Origin of the sequence: Nocardia paucivorans NBRC 100373, assembly GCF_000308675.1 — a bacterium.
Taxonomy (GTDB): domain Bacteria; phylum Actinomycetota; class Actinomycetes; order Mycobacteriales; family Mycobacteriaceae; genus Nocardia; species Nocardia paucivorans.
Map to the genome: position 1 here is coordinate 175,664 of NZ_BAGE01000041.1, position 16,023 is coordinate 191,686.

Annotated in this window: 10 protein-coding genes; 3 read left to right on the forward strand and 7 right to left on the reverse strand. The window is 66.6% G+C overall.

The annotated features are described in order from the left end of the window. Window positions 1–19 precede the first annotated feature (19 nt). The 4 genes from ON32_RS12320 to metH all read right to left on the reverse strand — a co-directional run bounded on the left by ON32_RS12320 (window position 20) and on the right by metH (window position 7,802). Window positions 20–877, reverse strand: coding sequence for a HalD/BesD family halogenase (locus tag ON32_RS12320; RefSeq protein ID WP_083874395.1), 858 nt, complete (start codon window positions 875–877; stop codon window positions 20–22). Between the two features lie 159 nt (window positions 878–1,036). Beyond that, window positions 1,037–1,741, reverse strand: a complete 705-nt coding sequence (locus tag ON32_RS12325; RefSeq protein ID WP_040790994.1) for an HAD family hydrolase — start codon at window positions 1,739–1,741, stop codon at window positions 1,037–1,039. A gap of 480 nt (window positions 1,742–2,221) precedes the next feature. Continuing rightward, on the reverse strand, window positions 2,222–4,015 hold the full coding sequence (locus ON32_RS12330; protein ID WP_040790995.1) for a serine/threonine-protein kinase: 1,794 nt from the start codon (window positions 4,013–4,015) through the stop codon (window positions 2,222–2,224). A gap of 190 nt (window positions 4,016–4,205) precedes the next feature. Continuing rightward, the gene (gene metH / locus ON32_RS12335; RefSeq protein WP_040790996.1) at window positions 4,206–7,802 is read right to left on the reverse strand and encodes a methionine synthase; all 3,597 of its coding nucleotides are present in this window, start codon (window positions 7,800–7,802) and stop codon (window positions 4,206–4,208) included. 174 nt (window positions 7,803–7,976) lie between these two features. On the opposite strand from metH, the gene ON32_RS12340 reads away from it, so the two are divergent. Further along, complete coding sequence (locus ON32_RS12340; RefSeq protein ID WP_040790997.1) at window positions 7,977–8,867, forward strand: PAC2 family protein; 891 nt, start codon at window positions 7,977–7,979, stop codon at window positions 8,865–8,867. Window positions 8,868–8,933: 66 nt separating this feature from the next. Here the strand turns inward: ON32_RS12340 and ON32_RS12345 are convergent, their stop codons facing one another. Next, window positions 8,934–9,281: a hypothetical protein gene (locus ON32_RS12345; RefSeq protein ID WP_245550991.1), complete on the reverse strand. Its 348-nt coding sequence runs from the start codon at window positions 9,279–9,281 to the stop codon at window positions 8,934–8,936. 212 nt (window positions 9,282–9,493) lie between these two features. Between ON32_RS12345 and ON32_RS12350 the strand changes: the two genes are divergently transcribed. Then, on the forward strand, window positions 9,494–10,687 hold the full coding sequence (locus ON32_RS12350) for an NsdA family TPR-like regulatory protein (protein ID WP_217998052.1): 1,194 nt from the start codon (window positions 9,494–9,496) through the stop codon (window positions 10,685–10,687). A 6-nt stretch (window positions 10,688–10,693) separates the two neighbouring features. Here ON32_RS12350 and ON32_RS12355 read toward each other — a convergent pair whose 3' ends face one another. Continuing rightward, complete coding sequence (locus ON32_RS12355) at window positions 10,694–11,260, reverse strand: M15 family metallopeptidase (RefSeq protein WP_245550993.1); 567 nt, start codon at window positions 11,258–11,260, stop codon at window positions 10,694–10,696. Window positions 11,261–11,649: 389 nt separating this feature from the next. Between ON32_RS12355 and rph the strand changes: the two genes are divergently transcribed. Then, window positions 11,650–14,253: a rifamycin-inactivating phosphotransferase gene (rph, locus tag ON32_RS12360; protein WP_040790998.1), complete on the forward strand. Its 2,604-nt coding sequence runs from the start codon at window positions 11,650–11,652 to the stop codon at window positions 14,251–14,253. Between the two features lie 54 nt (window positions 14,254–14,307). Here the strand turns inward: rph and ON32_RS12365 are convergent, their stop codons facing one another. After that, window positions 14,308–15,984, reverse strand: a complete 1,677-nt coding sequence (locus tag ON32_RS12365) for a fumarate hydratase (RefSeq protein ID WP_051133164.1) — start codon at window positions 15,982–15,984, stop codon at window positions 14,308–14,310. Window positions 15,985–16,023: the final 39 nt, after the last annotated feature.

Sequence of the window (16,023 nt, forward strand, 5' to 3'; positions counted from 1 at the left end):
CTCGTCGGACCCAACCCGCTCAATCGAGCAGCCGGTCTCCTCGTACGGCGTCCGCCGCGTCGAGGTGGTCGATGAGTACCCGACCGAACAGTTGCCGGGTACGTTCCACGGTGCCGATGACACCGGGCCGATCACTGTAGGCGAAGATCGCGGTATGTCGTTGGGTTCGTCCCACCACCGGGGCGACCCGATGCAACGAGAATCGGCCCCGAAACAGCTGTAGATCGCCGGGGCGCAATTCCAGCCGCCGGATGAGTCGCTCTCCCACGCCGGTCAACACGGCGCGCACATCGGCGAGATTCTCCGTGTGCGGGGCACGGATATTCGGGCAGTACTCGAACACGCCCCCGGCCTCGGGCGCCCGGGTGAGCATGCTGACGGTGAACTCGTTGGTGTCGAAATGCCAGGGATGTGACATACCCGGGGCCACCACATTGAGCACCAGACCGGCCAGGGGATCGGCGAATTCGTGGAGTTCGGCCAGTCCGAAGCAGTCGGCGACGAAACGTTGGAACAGTTCGCTGGTGTAGAGCCGGTGGATGAGCGCGTCGGCGGGAATGCGGTCGCGGGGGACAAACGCATTGCCGCGTTCGAGCACGATCCGTCCCGGATGGTCGTCGGGCAGGTCGGCATCCAACGGGATGTTGTAGGCGTTCACCCGCTCCACCCGGTAGTACGCCTCGGGGGCCATCCGTTCGCCCTGTTCGCGCAGAAGGTCGTGCAATTCCGGACGGATGAACTCGCGGAGGACGGTACATCCGTCCTCCGCCAGATCGGCGCGGGCCGCCTCGACCGCCGCACACCATCCGGGGCTGTCGGGGACCATGGGATAGCGTGTGGTGTCGACGATTTCGTGTACGGTCCCCGGCACTGCCATAGCGATTATTGTTAGCGGACCCGTCGCCGACACGCCCGACTATTGCCGGAGTTATCCGGTGACAAACATCACGGACCGTACGGTCTTATCGACGCTCGGCATTATTTCCACGAATCCGCGCCCCCGCGGCGGCCGAAACGACACGGCGGGAAAACCGCCTCAGCGCACCACGATTCGAGGTGATGCGGACGGCGCGACGCGCCGAACCCGCAGCGCGTACTCCAGATCCGACAGCGTCAAGCCGACGAGGCTGTCCCGATGCACCCGAAACGGGTGGGCCGGCACCGGAATCTCACACGGAACCACCAGCACGGCGCATCCGGCGGCCGTGGCGGCCTGCACCCCGGTGACGGAATCCTCGATGGCCACACAGTCTTTCGGATCGAGCCCGAGGAGTTCCGCCGCGCGCAGGTAAACAGCCGGATCAGGTTTGCCGTGCACCACCTCGTCACCGCAGACCGAGGTATCGAACCGCTCGCGCCCCAGAGTCTGCAGGGCCAGTTCGGTCAACGACCGCTTGGTATTGGTGACCAGAGCGGTAGGCAGTCCGGCGGCACGAACCATGTCCAGGGCCTCCGTCGCGCCCGGACGCCACGGAATGGGACCGGCCATCAACTCGGACACCCGCCGCTCCAGGAACCGGCCCGCGCCCCGCAGATCCTCCGGATGCGGGTCGAGACCGAGCCCGGTGAACATGATGCGCAGGGCATTGGGCCCGGAGGCGCCGATCAGGGAGTGACGCAGCTCGGTGGTCATCTGCCCGCCCAGTTCGACCGCCAACTCGCGCACGGCGATATCCCACAGCTTCTCCGAGTCGAGCAGTGTGCCGTCCATATCCCACAGCACACCCGCCGGTCGTTTCATCTGACGCGGCTCCTCGGTCGGAATTCGACCCGACCGGCTCTCGGTCGGGTGCGGCCGGCGGCCGCACGGACAGGCTATCGAGCCGTCCCCGACCGCCGGACGCCGGCTCGTCCACGCACGGCATCACCGGACGAGCGGCGTCGCGACTACCGGCCGAATTCCCGAACCATGTTCGGAATGAGCAGATACATGTTCGGAATGAGCAGATAAGCCTTCTCCGTGCTTCAGCGGCACGTACTCCCGAGCGACGCCTCGCCCGTATAATTCCGCACGCTTGGCGAGGCACTGATCAAGAGTCGGATACCAATCGGGCTGAGCCGATGCCAACCCACTTCCCATGCCGAAAATCACTCCGGCGATACCCGCGACAATCGCAATACGGCGAATGGCCACGTTTCCCCCGCCTCGAAGCACCCCAGGCCCGGTGATGGCACTCCACCGGACCGGATATGTCCGAGAACCATTGTCGTGAAACGTATCTCACATTAGTTGCGAATCGGCGATGAGCAGCCGGCCACCTTCGGAGACGATACGGAACGAACGGGTCTCCGAGGTGGTGGAACCGTCCCGCAAGGTGTAGGTCAGTCCGGCGATCACCGTGCCGGAGCCGGCCGGGGTGACCGAGGTGACCTGCACGGCGCCGATCGTCGACCAGAAGCTCGTGTAGTCGCTATAACCGCCCGCCACGTTCTGGTATTGCGTGGACAACCACGACCAGGCCGTTCCGGTGTCGCCCGGCAGCAACCCGTAGTACGCCCGGACGAACTGCTCCGCCCGGGCATCCGTGAGCGGTCCGCTCGCCACCGCCGCGTCGTGGGCGTCCGAGCCGGACTCCGCTGTCTCCTCGGCGGGTTGCCCGTCCGATCCCGCCTCGGATACCGCGCTCGTGGTCTCGCCGGATCCCGCCATCGCATCCGAGTTGTCACCGCCCGAGGTCAGGACCACCCCTGCAATCACCCCCACGACCACCACCCCGGCGGCCAGCGCCATGGTCCGGCCCCGTCCGTGTCGGGTCGTCTCGGCCGGAGGCGAGGCGGAACCGGCCCCGGTCGATGGGGGCACCGGTCGGGCGCCGGGGTCGGCGGGTGCGCCGACCCCGGCGCCCGACCGAGGATTCGGCGTCGAAGATCCGGCGATCCGCTCGGTCGGACGCACCGTGGTGTCGTCCCCGAAACCCTTGGCACCGGAACCCTTGGCACCGGAACCCTTGGCGCCGGCCGGTGATCCGCCGGGAACATCGGCCGTACCGGCGCCATCCGCCGCTCCGGTACCCCGCGGCGCGGATCCGGGCGCGCCATTCGGCGTGGCCCTATCGGACCCGGTGTCCGCGGTCGCCGAAGCCGCGGACAGCCGTTTCGTCGGCCGAGCGGATTCCACCCCCTCGCTTTTGCGAGTGGTGTCACCGGCGCCACCCACCGGCATGACCTTGGTCGACGAATTCGCCGGAAGTGGATTACGACCGGCCGCGACATCGGCGAGCAACCGCTGCGCCTCTTGCATGGTGGGCCGCTCGGCAGGGGTGGGTTCCAGCAGTCGCATGAGCACCGGCCCCAATTCCCCCGCCTCTTCGGGTTCGGTGACCTCTCCCCCGGCGACGGCGTGCAGTATGGCCAGCGGGTTGTCGCCCTCCCCGAACGGAGGCCGGCCGGTCACCGCCGCGTACAGGGTGGAGCCGAGCGCGAATACATCGGACGGCGGTTCCGGATTCTCCCCCCGCGCGACCTCGGGGGACAGGTAGGCCGGGGTCCCGGCGAGCAGCCCGGTGGCCGTGACCGTGACATCACCGGCCGCCCGGGAAATTCCGAAATCGGTGATCTTCACGGTGCCGTCGTCGGCCACCAACAGATTCGCCGGTTTCACATCGCGGTGCACGATCCCCGCGTCGTGCGCGGCGGCCAGCGCGGCAGCCGCCTGAGCGCCGATACGAGCCGCCTCCCGCGGTGGCAGTGTCCGCCCGCCCGAGAGCCGGGCGGCCAGGCTGGGAGCGTCCATGTACTCCATGACCAGCCACGGCTGATTGTCCTCGTCGGCGACATCGAAGACGGTGATCGCGTTCGGATGATGCAGCCGGGCGGCGATCCGCCCCTCCCGCAGGGCGCGCATCCGCGCCTCTTTGGCCGCGGCGGGTGGCAGGTGCGGGCCGAGCAGCACCTGTTTCACCGCGACGGTCCGCTGTAGGCGGATGTCGCGAGCTCGCCACACCACGCCCATGGCGCCGGTACCGATCGGATCCGTGAGCCGATACCGTCCGGCCACCAGCCGATCCGTCGTCATCTGGGTGTTCCCCTCCTGCTCGCCGCCGAGCCATCTCCAACTCCGCGCGTCGATGGGCGGAAATGTGAAAATCCTACGCTCCCAGGTACAGCGCACCCGCCGGCAGTCGGGCGGTCGAGACCGGCCGTGGCCGGTCGCCGGGACTGCGCGGCGGATGCGAATACCGTTTCCGTTGTGCGGTGTGCTGCCGCTATGCGTTGAAGTACTTGGCCTCCGGATGTAGCAACACGAATGCATCGGTGGACTGCTCGGGATGCAACTGTAGTTCCTCCGACAGCGTCACCCCGATTCGCTCGGCCTCGAGCAGATCGACCAGTTTGGCCCGGTCCTCCAGATCCGGGCAGGCGCCGTATCCGAACGAATAACGTGCACCGCGATAGCCGAGTTTGAAGTAGTCCGTGACATCGTCGGGATCGGATTCGGCGATGGAACGCCCCTCCAGCAGCAACTCCTCGCGGATCCGCCGATGCCAGTACTCGGCCAATGCCTCGGTGAGTTGGACGCCGATACCGTGTACCTCGAGGTAGTCGCGGTAATTGTTCGCGGCGAACAGCTCATTGGCGAAATCGGCGATCGGTTGGCCCATGGTCACCAACTGGAACGGCAGGACATCCACCTGACCGGTCCGCGTGGCGTACTCCCGGGAACGCACGAAATCCGCGATGCACAGGAAACGGTCGCGCTGCTGACGTGGGAAGGTGAACCGATACCGCTGCGGCGCATCGGGTTTCGGCTCGGTGAGCACGACCACGTCATCGCCTTCGGAGATGGCCGGAAAGTATCCGTACACCACCGCCGCGTGCTGGAGCACGCCTTCGGTGCTGAGCCGGTCGAGCCAGGCGCGCAACCGCGGACGCCCCTCGGTTTCCACCAATTCCTCGTAGCCGGGACCGTCCCCGCCGCGCTGCCCGCGCAGTCCCCACTGCCCGAGGAACAGCGCCCGCTCGTCCAGCAGACCCGCGTACTCGTGCACCGACAGACCCTTCACCAGCCGGGTGCCCCAGAACGGCGGCACCGGAACCGGTAGCTCCGCGGCCACATCCGAGCGTTCGGGCACCTCGATCGGGGTTTCGGCGGCCCGACGTTCGGCGGCAATCCGCTTGGATCGTTCGTGCCGGGCCTTGCGTTCGGCGGCCTTCTTCTGTTCGGCGATCGCCTCCGGGCTATCGGGCGCCGGCCCCTCCCCACGTTTACGGGCCATGATCTCGTCCATGAGCCGCAGCCCCTCGAAGGCGTCCCGCGCATAGTGCACCTCACCCGCGTAGACCTCGGTGAGATCGTTCTCCACATAGGAGCGGGTGAGCGCCGCTCCGCCCAACAGCACCGGGAACTGGTCGGCCACGCCCTTGGCGTTGAGCTCCTCCAGATTCTCCTTCATCACCACGGTGGACTTCACCAGCAGCCCGGACATACCGATCACATCGGCCTTCTTGTCCAGCGCCGCGTCGAGAATGCTCGTGATGGGCTGTTTGATACCGAGGTTGACCACCTCGTAGCCGTTGTTGGACAGGATGATATCGACCAGGTTCTTGCCGATATCGTGCACATCGCCCTTGACGGTGGCCAGCACGATCCGGCCCTTACCGCTGTCGTCGGTGGATTCCATATGCGGTTCCAGATGCGCCACCGCGGCCTTCATCACCTCGGCCGACTGCAGCACGAACGGCAACTGCATCTGTCCCGAGCCGAACAGTTCACCGACGGTCTTCATCCCCGACAGCAGGGTTTCGTTGATGATCTGCAGCGGCGGCACCTGCTGCATGGCCTCGTCGAGGTCGGCCTCCATACCATTGCGCTCACCGTCGACGATGCGCCGTTCCAGACGTTCGAACAGCGGCAGAGCGGCCAGTTCCTCGGCCCGCGAGGCCTTGGAATCGGCCGTGGACACCCCCTCGAACAGCTCCATCAGCTTCTGCAGGGGATCGTAGCCGTCGCGGCGGCGGTCGTAGACCAGATCGAGGGCGACCTCGCGCTGTTCGTCCGGGATCCGACTCATCGGCAGGATCTTGGAGGCGTGCACGATGGCGCTGTCCAACCCGGCCTGCACGCATTCGTGCATGAACACCGAGTTCAGCACCTGCCGGGCGGCCGGGTTGAGACCGAAGGAGATATTGGACAGACCGAGCGTGGTCTGCACCCGCGGATGCCGGCGCTTCAATTCCCGGATGGCCTCGATCGTTTCCAGACCGTCGCGACGCGACTCCTCCTGGCCGGTGCCGAGGGTGAAGGTGAGCGCATCGATGATGATGTCGCTTTCGGACAGCCCCCAGTTGCCGGTGATATCGGCGATGAGGCGTTCGGCGACGGCGACCTTCTTCTCGGCGGTGCGGGCCTGACCCTCCTCGTCGATGGTCAGCGCGACCACCGCGGCGCCGTGCTCGACGACCAGGCGCATGGTCTGCTGATATCGCGATTCGGGACCGTCACCGTCCTCGAAGTTCACCGAGTTGACCGCGCACCGGCCGCCCAGATGTTCCAGACCGGCCCGCAGCACCGCGCTCTCGGTGGAGTCGAGCATGATGGGCAGGGTGGAGGCGGTGCTCAGCCGACCGGCCAGCGCGGCCATATCCGCGACACCGTCCCGGCCGACGTAGTCGACGCACAGGTCGATCATATGGGCGCCGTCCCGGACCTGGTCCTTGGCGATATCCAGGCATTTCTGCCAGTCCTCGGCCAGCATGGCCTCCCGGAACGCCTTCGACCCGTTGGCGTTGGTCCGCTCCCCGATCATCAGCACGCTGGCGTCCTGCTCGAACGGGACCGCCGTATAGGTGCTGGACACGCTCGGCTCGGGCTCCGGGTCGCGGCGCTGCCCGATCGGCGGCAGGGCGGCCTCGACCTCCCGCACGGCCTCGGTGACCTGCCGGATGTGTTCGGGGGTGGTCCCACAGCAGCCGCCTACCAGCGCCAACCCGAATTCGGAGACGAACCCGCGCAGCGCGGTGGCCAGCTCCTCCGGGGTCAGCGGGTACTCGGCACCGCGCGAGCCGAGCACCGGCAGGCCGGCGTTCGGCATCACCGAGACCGGGACACGGGCATGACGGGACAGGTAGCGCAGATGCTCGCTCATCTCGTCCGGACCGGTGGCGCAGTTGAGTCCGATGACATCGATACCGAGCGGTTCGAGCGCGGTCAGCGCCGCGCCGATCTCGCTGCCGACCAGCATGGTGCCGGTGGTCTCGACGGTGACGTGGGTGATGATCGGAATACGCCGACCCAGCCGCCGCATGGCCTCCTTGGTGCCGTTGATCGCGGCCTTCACCTGTAGCAGGTCCTGACAGGTCTCGATGAGAACGGCGTCGGCGCCGCCCTCGAGCATGCCCAGCGCCGCCTCGGTGTAGGCGTCACGCAGAGTGGCGTAGGGAGCGTGCCCCAGCGTGGGCAGTTTCGTACCCGGGCCCATCGAACCGAGCACGTACTTCGGGGTTCCGTCGGGTCCGGGACCCATATCGTCGGCCACCTCACGGGCCAGCCGGGTACCCTTCTCGGCCAGCTCCCGAATGCGGTGGGCGATATCGTAGTCACCCAGATTGGGGAGATTGCAGCCGAAGGTGTTCGTCTCCACGGCATCGGCGCCCGCCGCGAAATAGGCGCGGTGGATCTCGCGCAGCACGTCGGGCCGGGTGTCGTTGAGGATCTCGTTGCACCCCTCCAGGCCGCGGAAGTCGTCGAGGGACAGATCCGCTGCCTGCAGCATGGTGCCCATCGCGCCGTCGCCGATGACGACACGCCGGGAGAGCGTGTCGAGCAGAGTGGTGTCGTACTCGATGGGAAGGGAGGCAGACATGAATTCCAGGGTAGTGCGTGATACCGCCGCTCCGGCCCCCTACGTCGCTTCCCTCGACGCCTGTGACGTATCCGGGTGACGGAACTCACGACGGTCACGTGTTCTGCCCGCTGAGCCGGCCCGGACGGGATAAACCCGACGCCCCCTCGCCGCGGACGCCGTAGGCTGGCAGGGATGGATGCCAGTGAACTGCCGGTAGACGGGCCCGATCTTCCCTCGCTGCGGGACCCGGTGCTGGTTGCTGCCTTCGAGGGGTGGAACGACGCGGGTGATGCCGCCAGCGGGGCGGTGGAGCATCTGGAGTTGATCTGGGACGCTCGCCCGTTGGCCGAACTCGACTCCGAGGACTACTACGACTACCAGGTCAATCGTCCCATGGTGCGCCAGGTGGACGGGGTCACCCGGGAGATCGTGTGGCCGGCGACGGTGTTGTCGGTGTGCTCTCCGCCGGGTAGCGACCGCGATGTGGTGCTGTTGCGCGGGATCGAACCGAATATGCGCTGGCGGCGATTCTGCGCGGATCTGCTGGAGTTCGTCGAGCGGTTGGGGGTGCAGACCGTCGTCATACTCGGCGCCCTACTGGCCGACACCCCGCACACCCGACCGGTGCCGGTGACCGGTTCCGCCTACAGCAAGGAGGCGGCGCAGCGGTTCAACCTGGAGCAGACCCGGTACGAGGGCCCCACCGGGATCACCGGGGTGCTGCAGGATCAGTGTGTCAAGGCGGGCATCCCGGCGATCTCGTTCTGGGCCGCCGTCCCCCACTATGTCTCCCAGCCGCCGAATCCGAAGGCGACCATCGCCCTACTGCACCGGGTCGAGGACGTCCTCGATATCGAGGTCCCACTGCGGGATCTGCCCCGACAGGCCGAGGAATGGGAGGCCACGGTCAACGAGATGACCGTCGCCGACGAGGAGATCAGCGAGTATGTGCGCTCGCTGGAAGAACGCGGCGACGCCGCCACCGATCTCAACGAGACAATGGCCGAGATCGATGGCGACGCCATAGCCGCCGAGTTCGAAAAATATCTCCGTAGACGTGGACCCGGCGGTTTCGGGCGCTGAGCCGGCTTCCCCTTCGGCACCGGCGCCCATCCGTACCGCCGCGCAAGCTCGTCCGCGGCGCCTCGGTCAGCTGTTCACGGTCCATACCCGAGCTGCGGCATCGGTGGCCAGTTTCGCGATCAACAGCTCTCGCGGAATGGTCTGACCGGCAAGGTGGTCCAGCGACGGCACCACGACATGGTGTGCGTCCGCCCGCCGGAGTTCGCGGGTGAGTTCGGCGAACGCCGTCCCGTCGCCCCCGGACGATTCGTGGAATGTCGCGGCGAAACACAATCCTTCGGCATCGGCCAGGCCGCGTAGCGCGGCCTCCATGTCCTCGCCCTCGTCCTCGGCCAGATCATCGCGTAAATACCCGTAGATCAACGCTTCCACCCGAACCTCCTGAATCTTCCCCGCGAGACCGCGGGGGACCATTACTGCTCCGGGATCAAGAAACCCGCGTTCGCGGGGATGTTGCCTGGACCGACCGGCGGGCCGATCCGGTTCGATCATGACGGGTCGCCCTCCCGGAGAGTAGATGTCAAATAGGGGACATCCCCGTGCCCTATTCGGCCCATGGGGAGTTAGCTGGTGCGATACTGGGCCGCGTGCCTACTTCTGATGATCGGCCCCTCTGGGCTGTCCGCATGCGTTCCGAACGCGACGCTCGGGGGTGGTCACAAGCCGATGCCGTACGGGCCATGCGGGCCAAGTCGTCACACAATCTGCCCACCGACAGCACGCTGTTGCGCAACTGGCGCCGCTGGGAATCCGGCGAGTCCCGTCCGGACGATTTCTACGCTCCCCTCATCGCCGCCGCATTCGACACCGTGACGGCGACATTCTTTCCCAAGGCCAGACCCAACCGCGACGACGAGCTCCTGACGGCTACCGGGATGGACACGCTCGAATTCATGGGCCGACTCCGCATATCGGACGTCTCGCCCGCCACCTTGGATGCCATCCGCTTCACCACCCAACGGCTGTGCTGCGAATACTCCACCGCGGACCCGCACGAACTACATCGCGAGGCCGCCGGCTGGCTGCGGCGGATCGCCGCCCTCCTGGACGGCCGGATCACCCTGGCCCAGCACCGAGAGATCTTGACCCTGGCCGGATGGATGGCGCTGTTGATCGGCTGCCTCGACTACGACATGGGTCGTCGCACCAATGCCGAGGCGACGCGCCGGGCCGCGATGTCGTTGGGGCAGGAGGCCGAGGACTCCGAAATCATCGGTTGGAGCGCGGAACTGGCCGCATGGTTCGCACTCACCCAGGGCAATCACCGGGGCGCGCTCCAGGCGGCGGAGGCGGTGCCCACGGCCTGCGCCCACACGGGTGTCGGGGTGCAGTTGGCGGCGCAACGCGCCAAGGCCTGGGCACGTCTGGGCGATCGCGGCGAGGTGGATGCCGCATTGGCCGAGGGCCGAGAAATCCTGGAGCGGCTCGGCCATCCTTCCGATATCAACAACCATTTCGTCATCGACCCGCAGAAATTCGATTTCTACGCCATGGACTGCTGCCGGGTGGCCGGCGACGACGCTCGGGCCGAAGACTACGCCCGGACGGTCCTCGCCGAGGCACTCGGCCCCGACGGCACGGTTCGCAATCCGATGCGGGTGGCGGAGGCGCGACTCACCCTGGCCTCGATCGCGGTGCGTCGCCGGGATCTGGAACTGGCGGTCGAGGAGGGCACTCGCGCCTTCGCCGGCCGGCGCCGCTCACTGCCCTCGCTGCTGTGGATCGCGGGCGAGGTTGCGCAGGAGATGACCGCACGATATCCGGGAGATCCGCGCACCCGGGCGTATCTGGACGAGTTGCGGGGCCTGGCGGCCGAATGAGGCCGCTCAGCGCATACTCGCGTCGGGGATCCGGGGTGGGCACGGGGTGCCGGGAATGGTGACGAGCTCGAAATGCCACCACTCGTTGTCGAATGTTCGGCACAGTCCCCACCGATTGCCGTGGGTTTCCAGCCATTGCGCGCCGGCGATCGGGGCCACATCGATGGCGCGCCCGGTGACATGGGTGGATTCCTCCGGGGGTAGCACCCATCGGCGGGCCTCCTCGGGGCTGCCGTAGGTGCGTAGCCCTTCCTCCCACATCCGCTGCTGTTCTTCTCGGCTGCGGTGGCCGGAGTTGATCCACAGCGGCACCCCTCGCGCGTGCGCCTCCTCCTCGGCCATGGTGTAGGCGACCGCGAGGAGAGGGTCGAGTCCTTCGGTACCGGCGGCGGCGACGGCGTATCCGGGTACCGGCACCCCCGAACCGTGAACCGTGCGCACCTGGGGAGCCGGGTCGATCGCGGGCGCGGCGTGCGTCACCGGCGCGCTCACCGGCAGGACGGCGGCCAGCGCCGCAGCGAGCAAGGTGATCATCGGCGACCGGATCGGCAGGGCGCGCACGGGGGTCGTCATGATGATCATCCTATCGGCCGGCACCTGCTGCGCAGGCCACGTGAAGGACACGACACCGTATTGTGAAAATTAACATTTCCATATAGGCGCACGCTCGTCACAGCGGTGATCAGCGCTGCCACAAAGGCTTTCGAAGACGGACGGAGTTGTCGCCACGGGCGACCCCGGTGGTCACTCGCGCGCTCCCGCTAGGACTCGTGTCTTCCGGAGAGCACGATCGCACCGAACAAACGCGGCCCTACGCCTGTGCCTCGTTTCGATCCGCGAGACCGGACCCGAATTCCTCATCCCCCTTTTACGTTATACCTGATCCGCTGCCCTCATGAGGCTGCGATTTATCGCCCATAATCGCCCACTGACGCGGAAACATACAGGTCAGGAGCGGTGGAATGGCGTACGTTCTGAATTTCGACGAGATCGACCGGACCCGGGTCCCGGAGGTCGGCGGCAAGGGCGCGAACCTCGGCGAGCTGTCCCGGATCGACGGGATCCGGGTGCCGGACGGGTTCTGTGTGACGACAGCGGCCTTTCGGCGGATCGTGGCCGAGGTGCCGTCGATCGATGAACGACTCGACCGACTGTCCCGCCTCGAACCGGACGACCACGAGTTGATCCGGACGCTGAGCTCGCAGATCCGGCAGGCGATAGCGGAAGTCACCGTTCCCGACGATATGGCGGGCGATATCCTCGGCTCGCTCACCCGTTTCGGCGCCCATGAGGCCTACGCCGTGCGATCCAGTGCGACGGCCGAGGATCTGCCGACCGCCTCCTTCGCCGGGCAGCAGGACACCTATGTGAACATCGCCGGACCGGAGGCGATTCTCCGACACATCGGCCGATGCTGGGCCTCGCTGTTCACCGACCGGGCCGTCACCTACCGGCTGCGCAACGGCTTCGACCACCGCAAGGTCGATATGGCGGTGGTGGTGCAGCGGATGGTGTTTCCGCAGGCATCCGGGATCCTGTTCACCGCCGACCCGGTCACCTCCGACCGGAGGATCGTGTCCGTGGACGCCGGATTCGGTCTCGGCGAAGCCCTGGTTTCCGGTCTGGTGAACCCGGATGTGTACAAGGTGCGCGACGGTGTCGTCGTCGATCGGACGATCGCCACCAAGAAGATCGCCATCCGGATCGCGCCGGAGGGCGGCACCCACATCCAGGAGATCGAGCCCGACCTGCGGGATCGGCCGGTGCTGAGTGATGCGCAGCTCGTACGCCTCGAGCGGATCGGTCGGAGCATCGAGGCGCACTTCGGTGTCCCCCAGGACATCGAATGGTGCTCGGACGGCGACGAATTCCACATCGTGCAGAGCCGGCCGATCACCACGCTCTTCCCGATTCCGGAAACCGACGACGACGGCAACCGCGTCTACGTCTCCGTCGGACACCAGCAGATGATGACCGACCCCATGAAGCCGCTGGGCATCTCGGTATGGCAACTGACCAGCCCTGCGCCCATGCGCCACGCCGGTGGGCGGTTGTTCGTCGACGTCACCCCACATCTGGCCTCGCCGGCGAGCCGCGAAGGCCTCGTCCGGGCTCTCGGTGAATCCGATCCACTCATCGGAGACGCGCTGCGCACCGTACTCGAACGGGACGGCTTCATCCGACCGAGCGCGGACGAGCTCCCTGCCGGCCCACCGACCGATACCACCGCCTCGGATGCGCCCGATCCGGCCGTCGTGCCCGAACTGATCGCCCACGGCCGCACTTCCCTCGAGGCCCTGAAACGCGATATCACGACCAGATCCGGACCGGAGCTGCTCGACTTCATCCGGTCCGATATCCAGGAGCTGCGGCACATCCTGTTCGGTCCCCGCGGTCACCAGGTACTCATGGCGGGGATGGAGGCCGCCCAATGGCTCAACGACCGACTTCGGACCTGGTTGGGTGAGAAGAACCCGGCCGATGTCCTCACCCGATCGGTGCCACACAATGTCACATCCGAGATGGGATTGGCCCTATTGGACGTCGCCGATACGATCCGACCGCACCCGCAGGTCGTGGCCTTTCTGCGCGAGATCGAACGCACGGGGGCCGAGGGCAGGGATTTCCTGGACGAACTGGTGCACCTGCCGGGCGGACGGGAGGCCCGAGCCGCCATCGACGCCTATCTCGACACATACGGTATGCGGTGTGTCGGCGAGATCGATATCACGCGACCACGGTGGAGCGAACACCCCGCCGCGCTGATACCGGCACTGCTCGTCGATATCGACAACTTCGAACCGGGCGCCGGCGCACGACGTTTCGCGGACGGCCTGCGCGAAGCCGAGAACAAGAAACACGAGCTGCTCGAGCGGCTGCGCAACCTTCCGGACGGGGAACGGAAAGCCGAGGAGACCGCCCGGATGATCGACCGTGTCCGCGCCTTCTCCGGCTACCGGGAGTATCCGAAATACCATATGGTCGGCCGCTACTTCGTCTACAAACAGGCCCTGTTGCGGGAAGCCGAACGCCTCGTGCGCGCGGGCGCGCTGCGCCGGGAAGAAGACATCTTCTACCTGACGTTCGACGAGCTGTACGAGGTCTTCCGCACCCACCACGTGTCCTACCCGCTCATCGATGAACGGAAGGCCGCCTTCCGCTCGTATCGAGCGCTCACCCCGCCCCGGGTGCTCACCTCGGACGGCGAGGCGATCACCGGGTCGTACCGGCGCACGGATCTACCGGCCACGGCCCTGGTCGGAATACCGGTGTCCACGGGGATCGTCGAAGGGCGGGCCCGTGTCGTATCGGATATCGGACAGGCCGAACTCACGGCGGGCGACATCCTGGTCACCGCCTATACCGATCCGAGCTGGACTCCGCTGTTCGTCGCGATCGAGGGCCTGGTCACGGAGGTGGGCGGGCTGATGACCCACGGTGCGGTCATCGCCCGGGAATACGGGCTACCGGCCGTTGTGGGCGTGGAGCACGCTACCCGACGAATCCGCGACGGACAGCGGATCCGAGTGCACGGCACGGACGGATACGTCGAGATCCTGGAGTGAGGAGAGTCGCTGAACCCGCCCACCGCGGCCGGGACCGGACCCGGCCGCGGGGCGCTAGACCCGCTCCTTGGACCGGGTCCGCACCCGCAGCGCGATCGGCTTCTGGGTATCGGCGAAGAAGTCGTTGCCCTTGTCGTCCACCACGATGAAGGCGGGGAAATCCTCCACCTCGATCTTCCAGACGGCTTCCATCCCCAGTTCGGGGTATTCGAGCACCTCCACCGATTTGATGCAGTCCAGCGCGAGTCGGGCGGCCGGACCACCGATCGAACCGAGGTAGAACCCGCCGTGCTCCTTACAGGCCCGGGTGACCTGCGCCGAGCGGTTGCCCTTGGCCAGCATCACATACGAACCACCCGCGGCCTGGAACTGATCGACATAGGAGTCCATCCGGCCCGCGGTGGTGGGTCCGAACGAACCGGAGGCGTAACCGTCGGGGGTTTTGGCCGGCCCGGCATAGTACACGGCCATATCCCGCATGTACTGTGGCATCTCCTCGCCGGCGTCGAGCCGTTCCTTGATCTTCGCATGCGCGATATCGCGGGCCACCACCAGCGGGCCGGATAGCGAAAGCCGGGTCTTGACCGGGTATTTCGACAGTTCGGCGCGAATCTCGGACATGGGCCGGTTCAGATCGATGTGCACAACATCGCCGCCGAGGATCTCGTCGGTCTGTTCCGGAAGGTACTGCGCGGGCTCGTATTCCAGTTGTTCCAGGAACACGCCCTCGGGGGTGATCTTGGCCAGGGCCTGACGGTCGGCGGAGCAGGAAACCGCCAGTGCCACCGGGCAGCTCGCGCCGTGGCGGGGCAGTCGGATCACCCGCACGTCGTGGCAGAAGTACTTGCCGCCGAACTGGGCGCCGATACCGAACGACTGGGTCAGCTTGAACACTTCCTCCTCGAGCGCGATATCGCGGAAGGCGTGCCCGGCCATCGACCCCTCGGTGGGCAGATTGTCCAGATAGTGGGCGGAGGCGTATTTCGCGGTCTTCAACGCGAATTCGGCGCTGGTACCGCCGATCACCACGGCGAGGTGGTACGGCGGGCAGGCCGCGGTGCCCAGCGAGCGGATCTTCTCGTCCAGGAACTCCAGCATCCGCGTCGGGTTCAGGATGGCCTTGGTCTCCTGGTACAGGAACGATTTGTTCGCCGAACCGCCGCCCTTGGCCATGAACAGGAACTTGTACGACGGATGCGCGGGATCGCCCGGGGTGGAATACAACTCGACCTGAGCGGGCAGATTGGAACCGGTGTTCTTCTCGTCCCACATGGTCAGCGGGGCGAGTTGGGAATAGCGCAGATTCAGTTTGGTATAGGCGTCGAAGACACCGCGGCTGATCCATTCGGCGTCGTCCGCACCGGTGAGCACGCCCTCGGACTTCTTGCCCATGACGATCGCGGTACCGGTGTCCTGGCACATGGGCAGCACACCGCCGGCGGAGATATTGACATTCTTCAGCAGGTCCAGCGCGACGAAGCGGTCGTTGCCGCTGGCCTCCGGATCGTCGATGATGCGGCGCAACTGGGCCAGATGCGCGGGCCGCAGGTAGTGGCTGATGTCGTGCATCGCCTCGGCGGTGAGCAGCCGCAGCACCTCGGGGTCGACCTGCATGAACGTCCGGCCGCCGTGTTCGAAGGTGCTGACGCCCTCGGTGGTGATCAGCCGGTACAGGGTGTCGTCGGCACCGATCGGGAGCAGGTCTGAATAGCGGAATTCCGGCGCGGTCACCGATCGCACTCCTTCGCGGTGGGCAGCGGGTCTGGCACA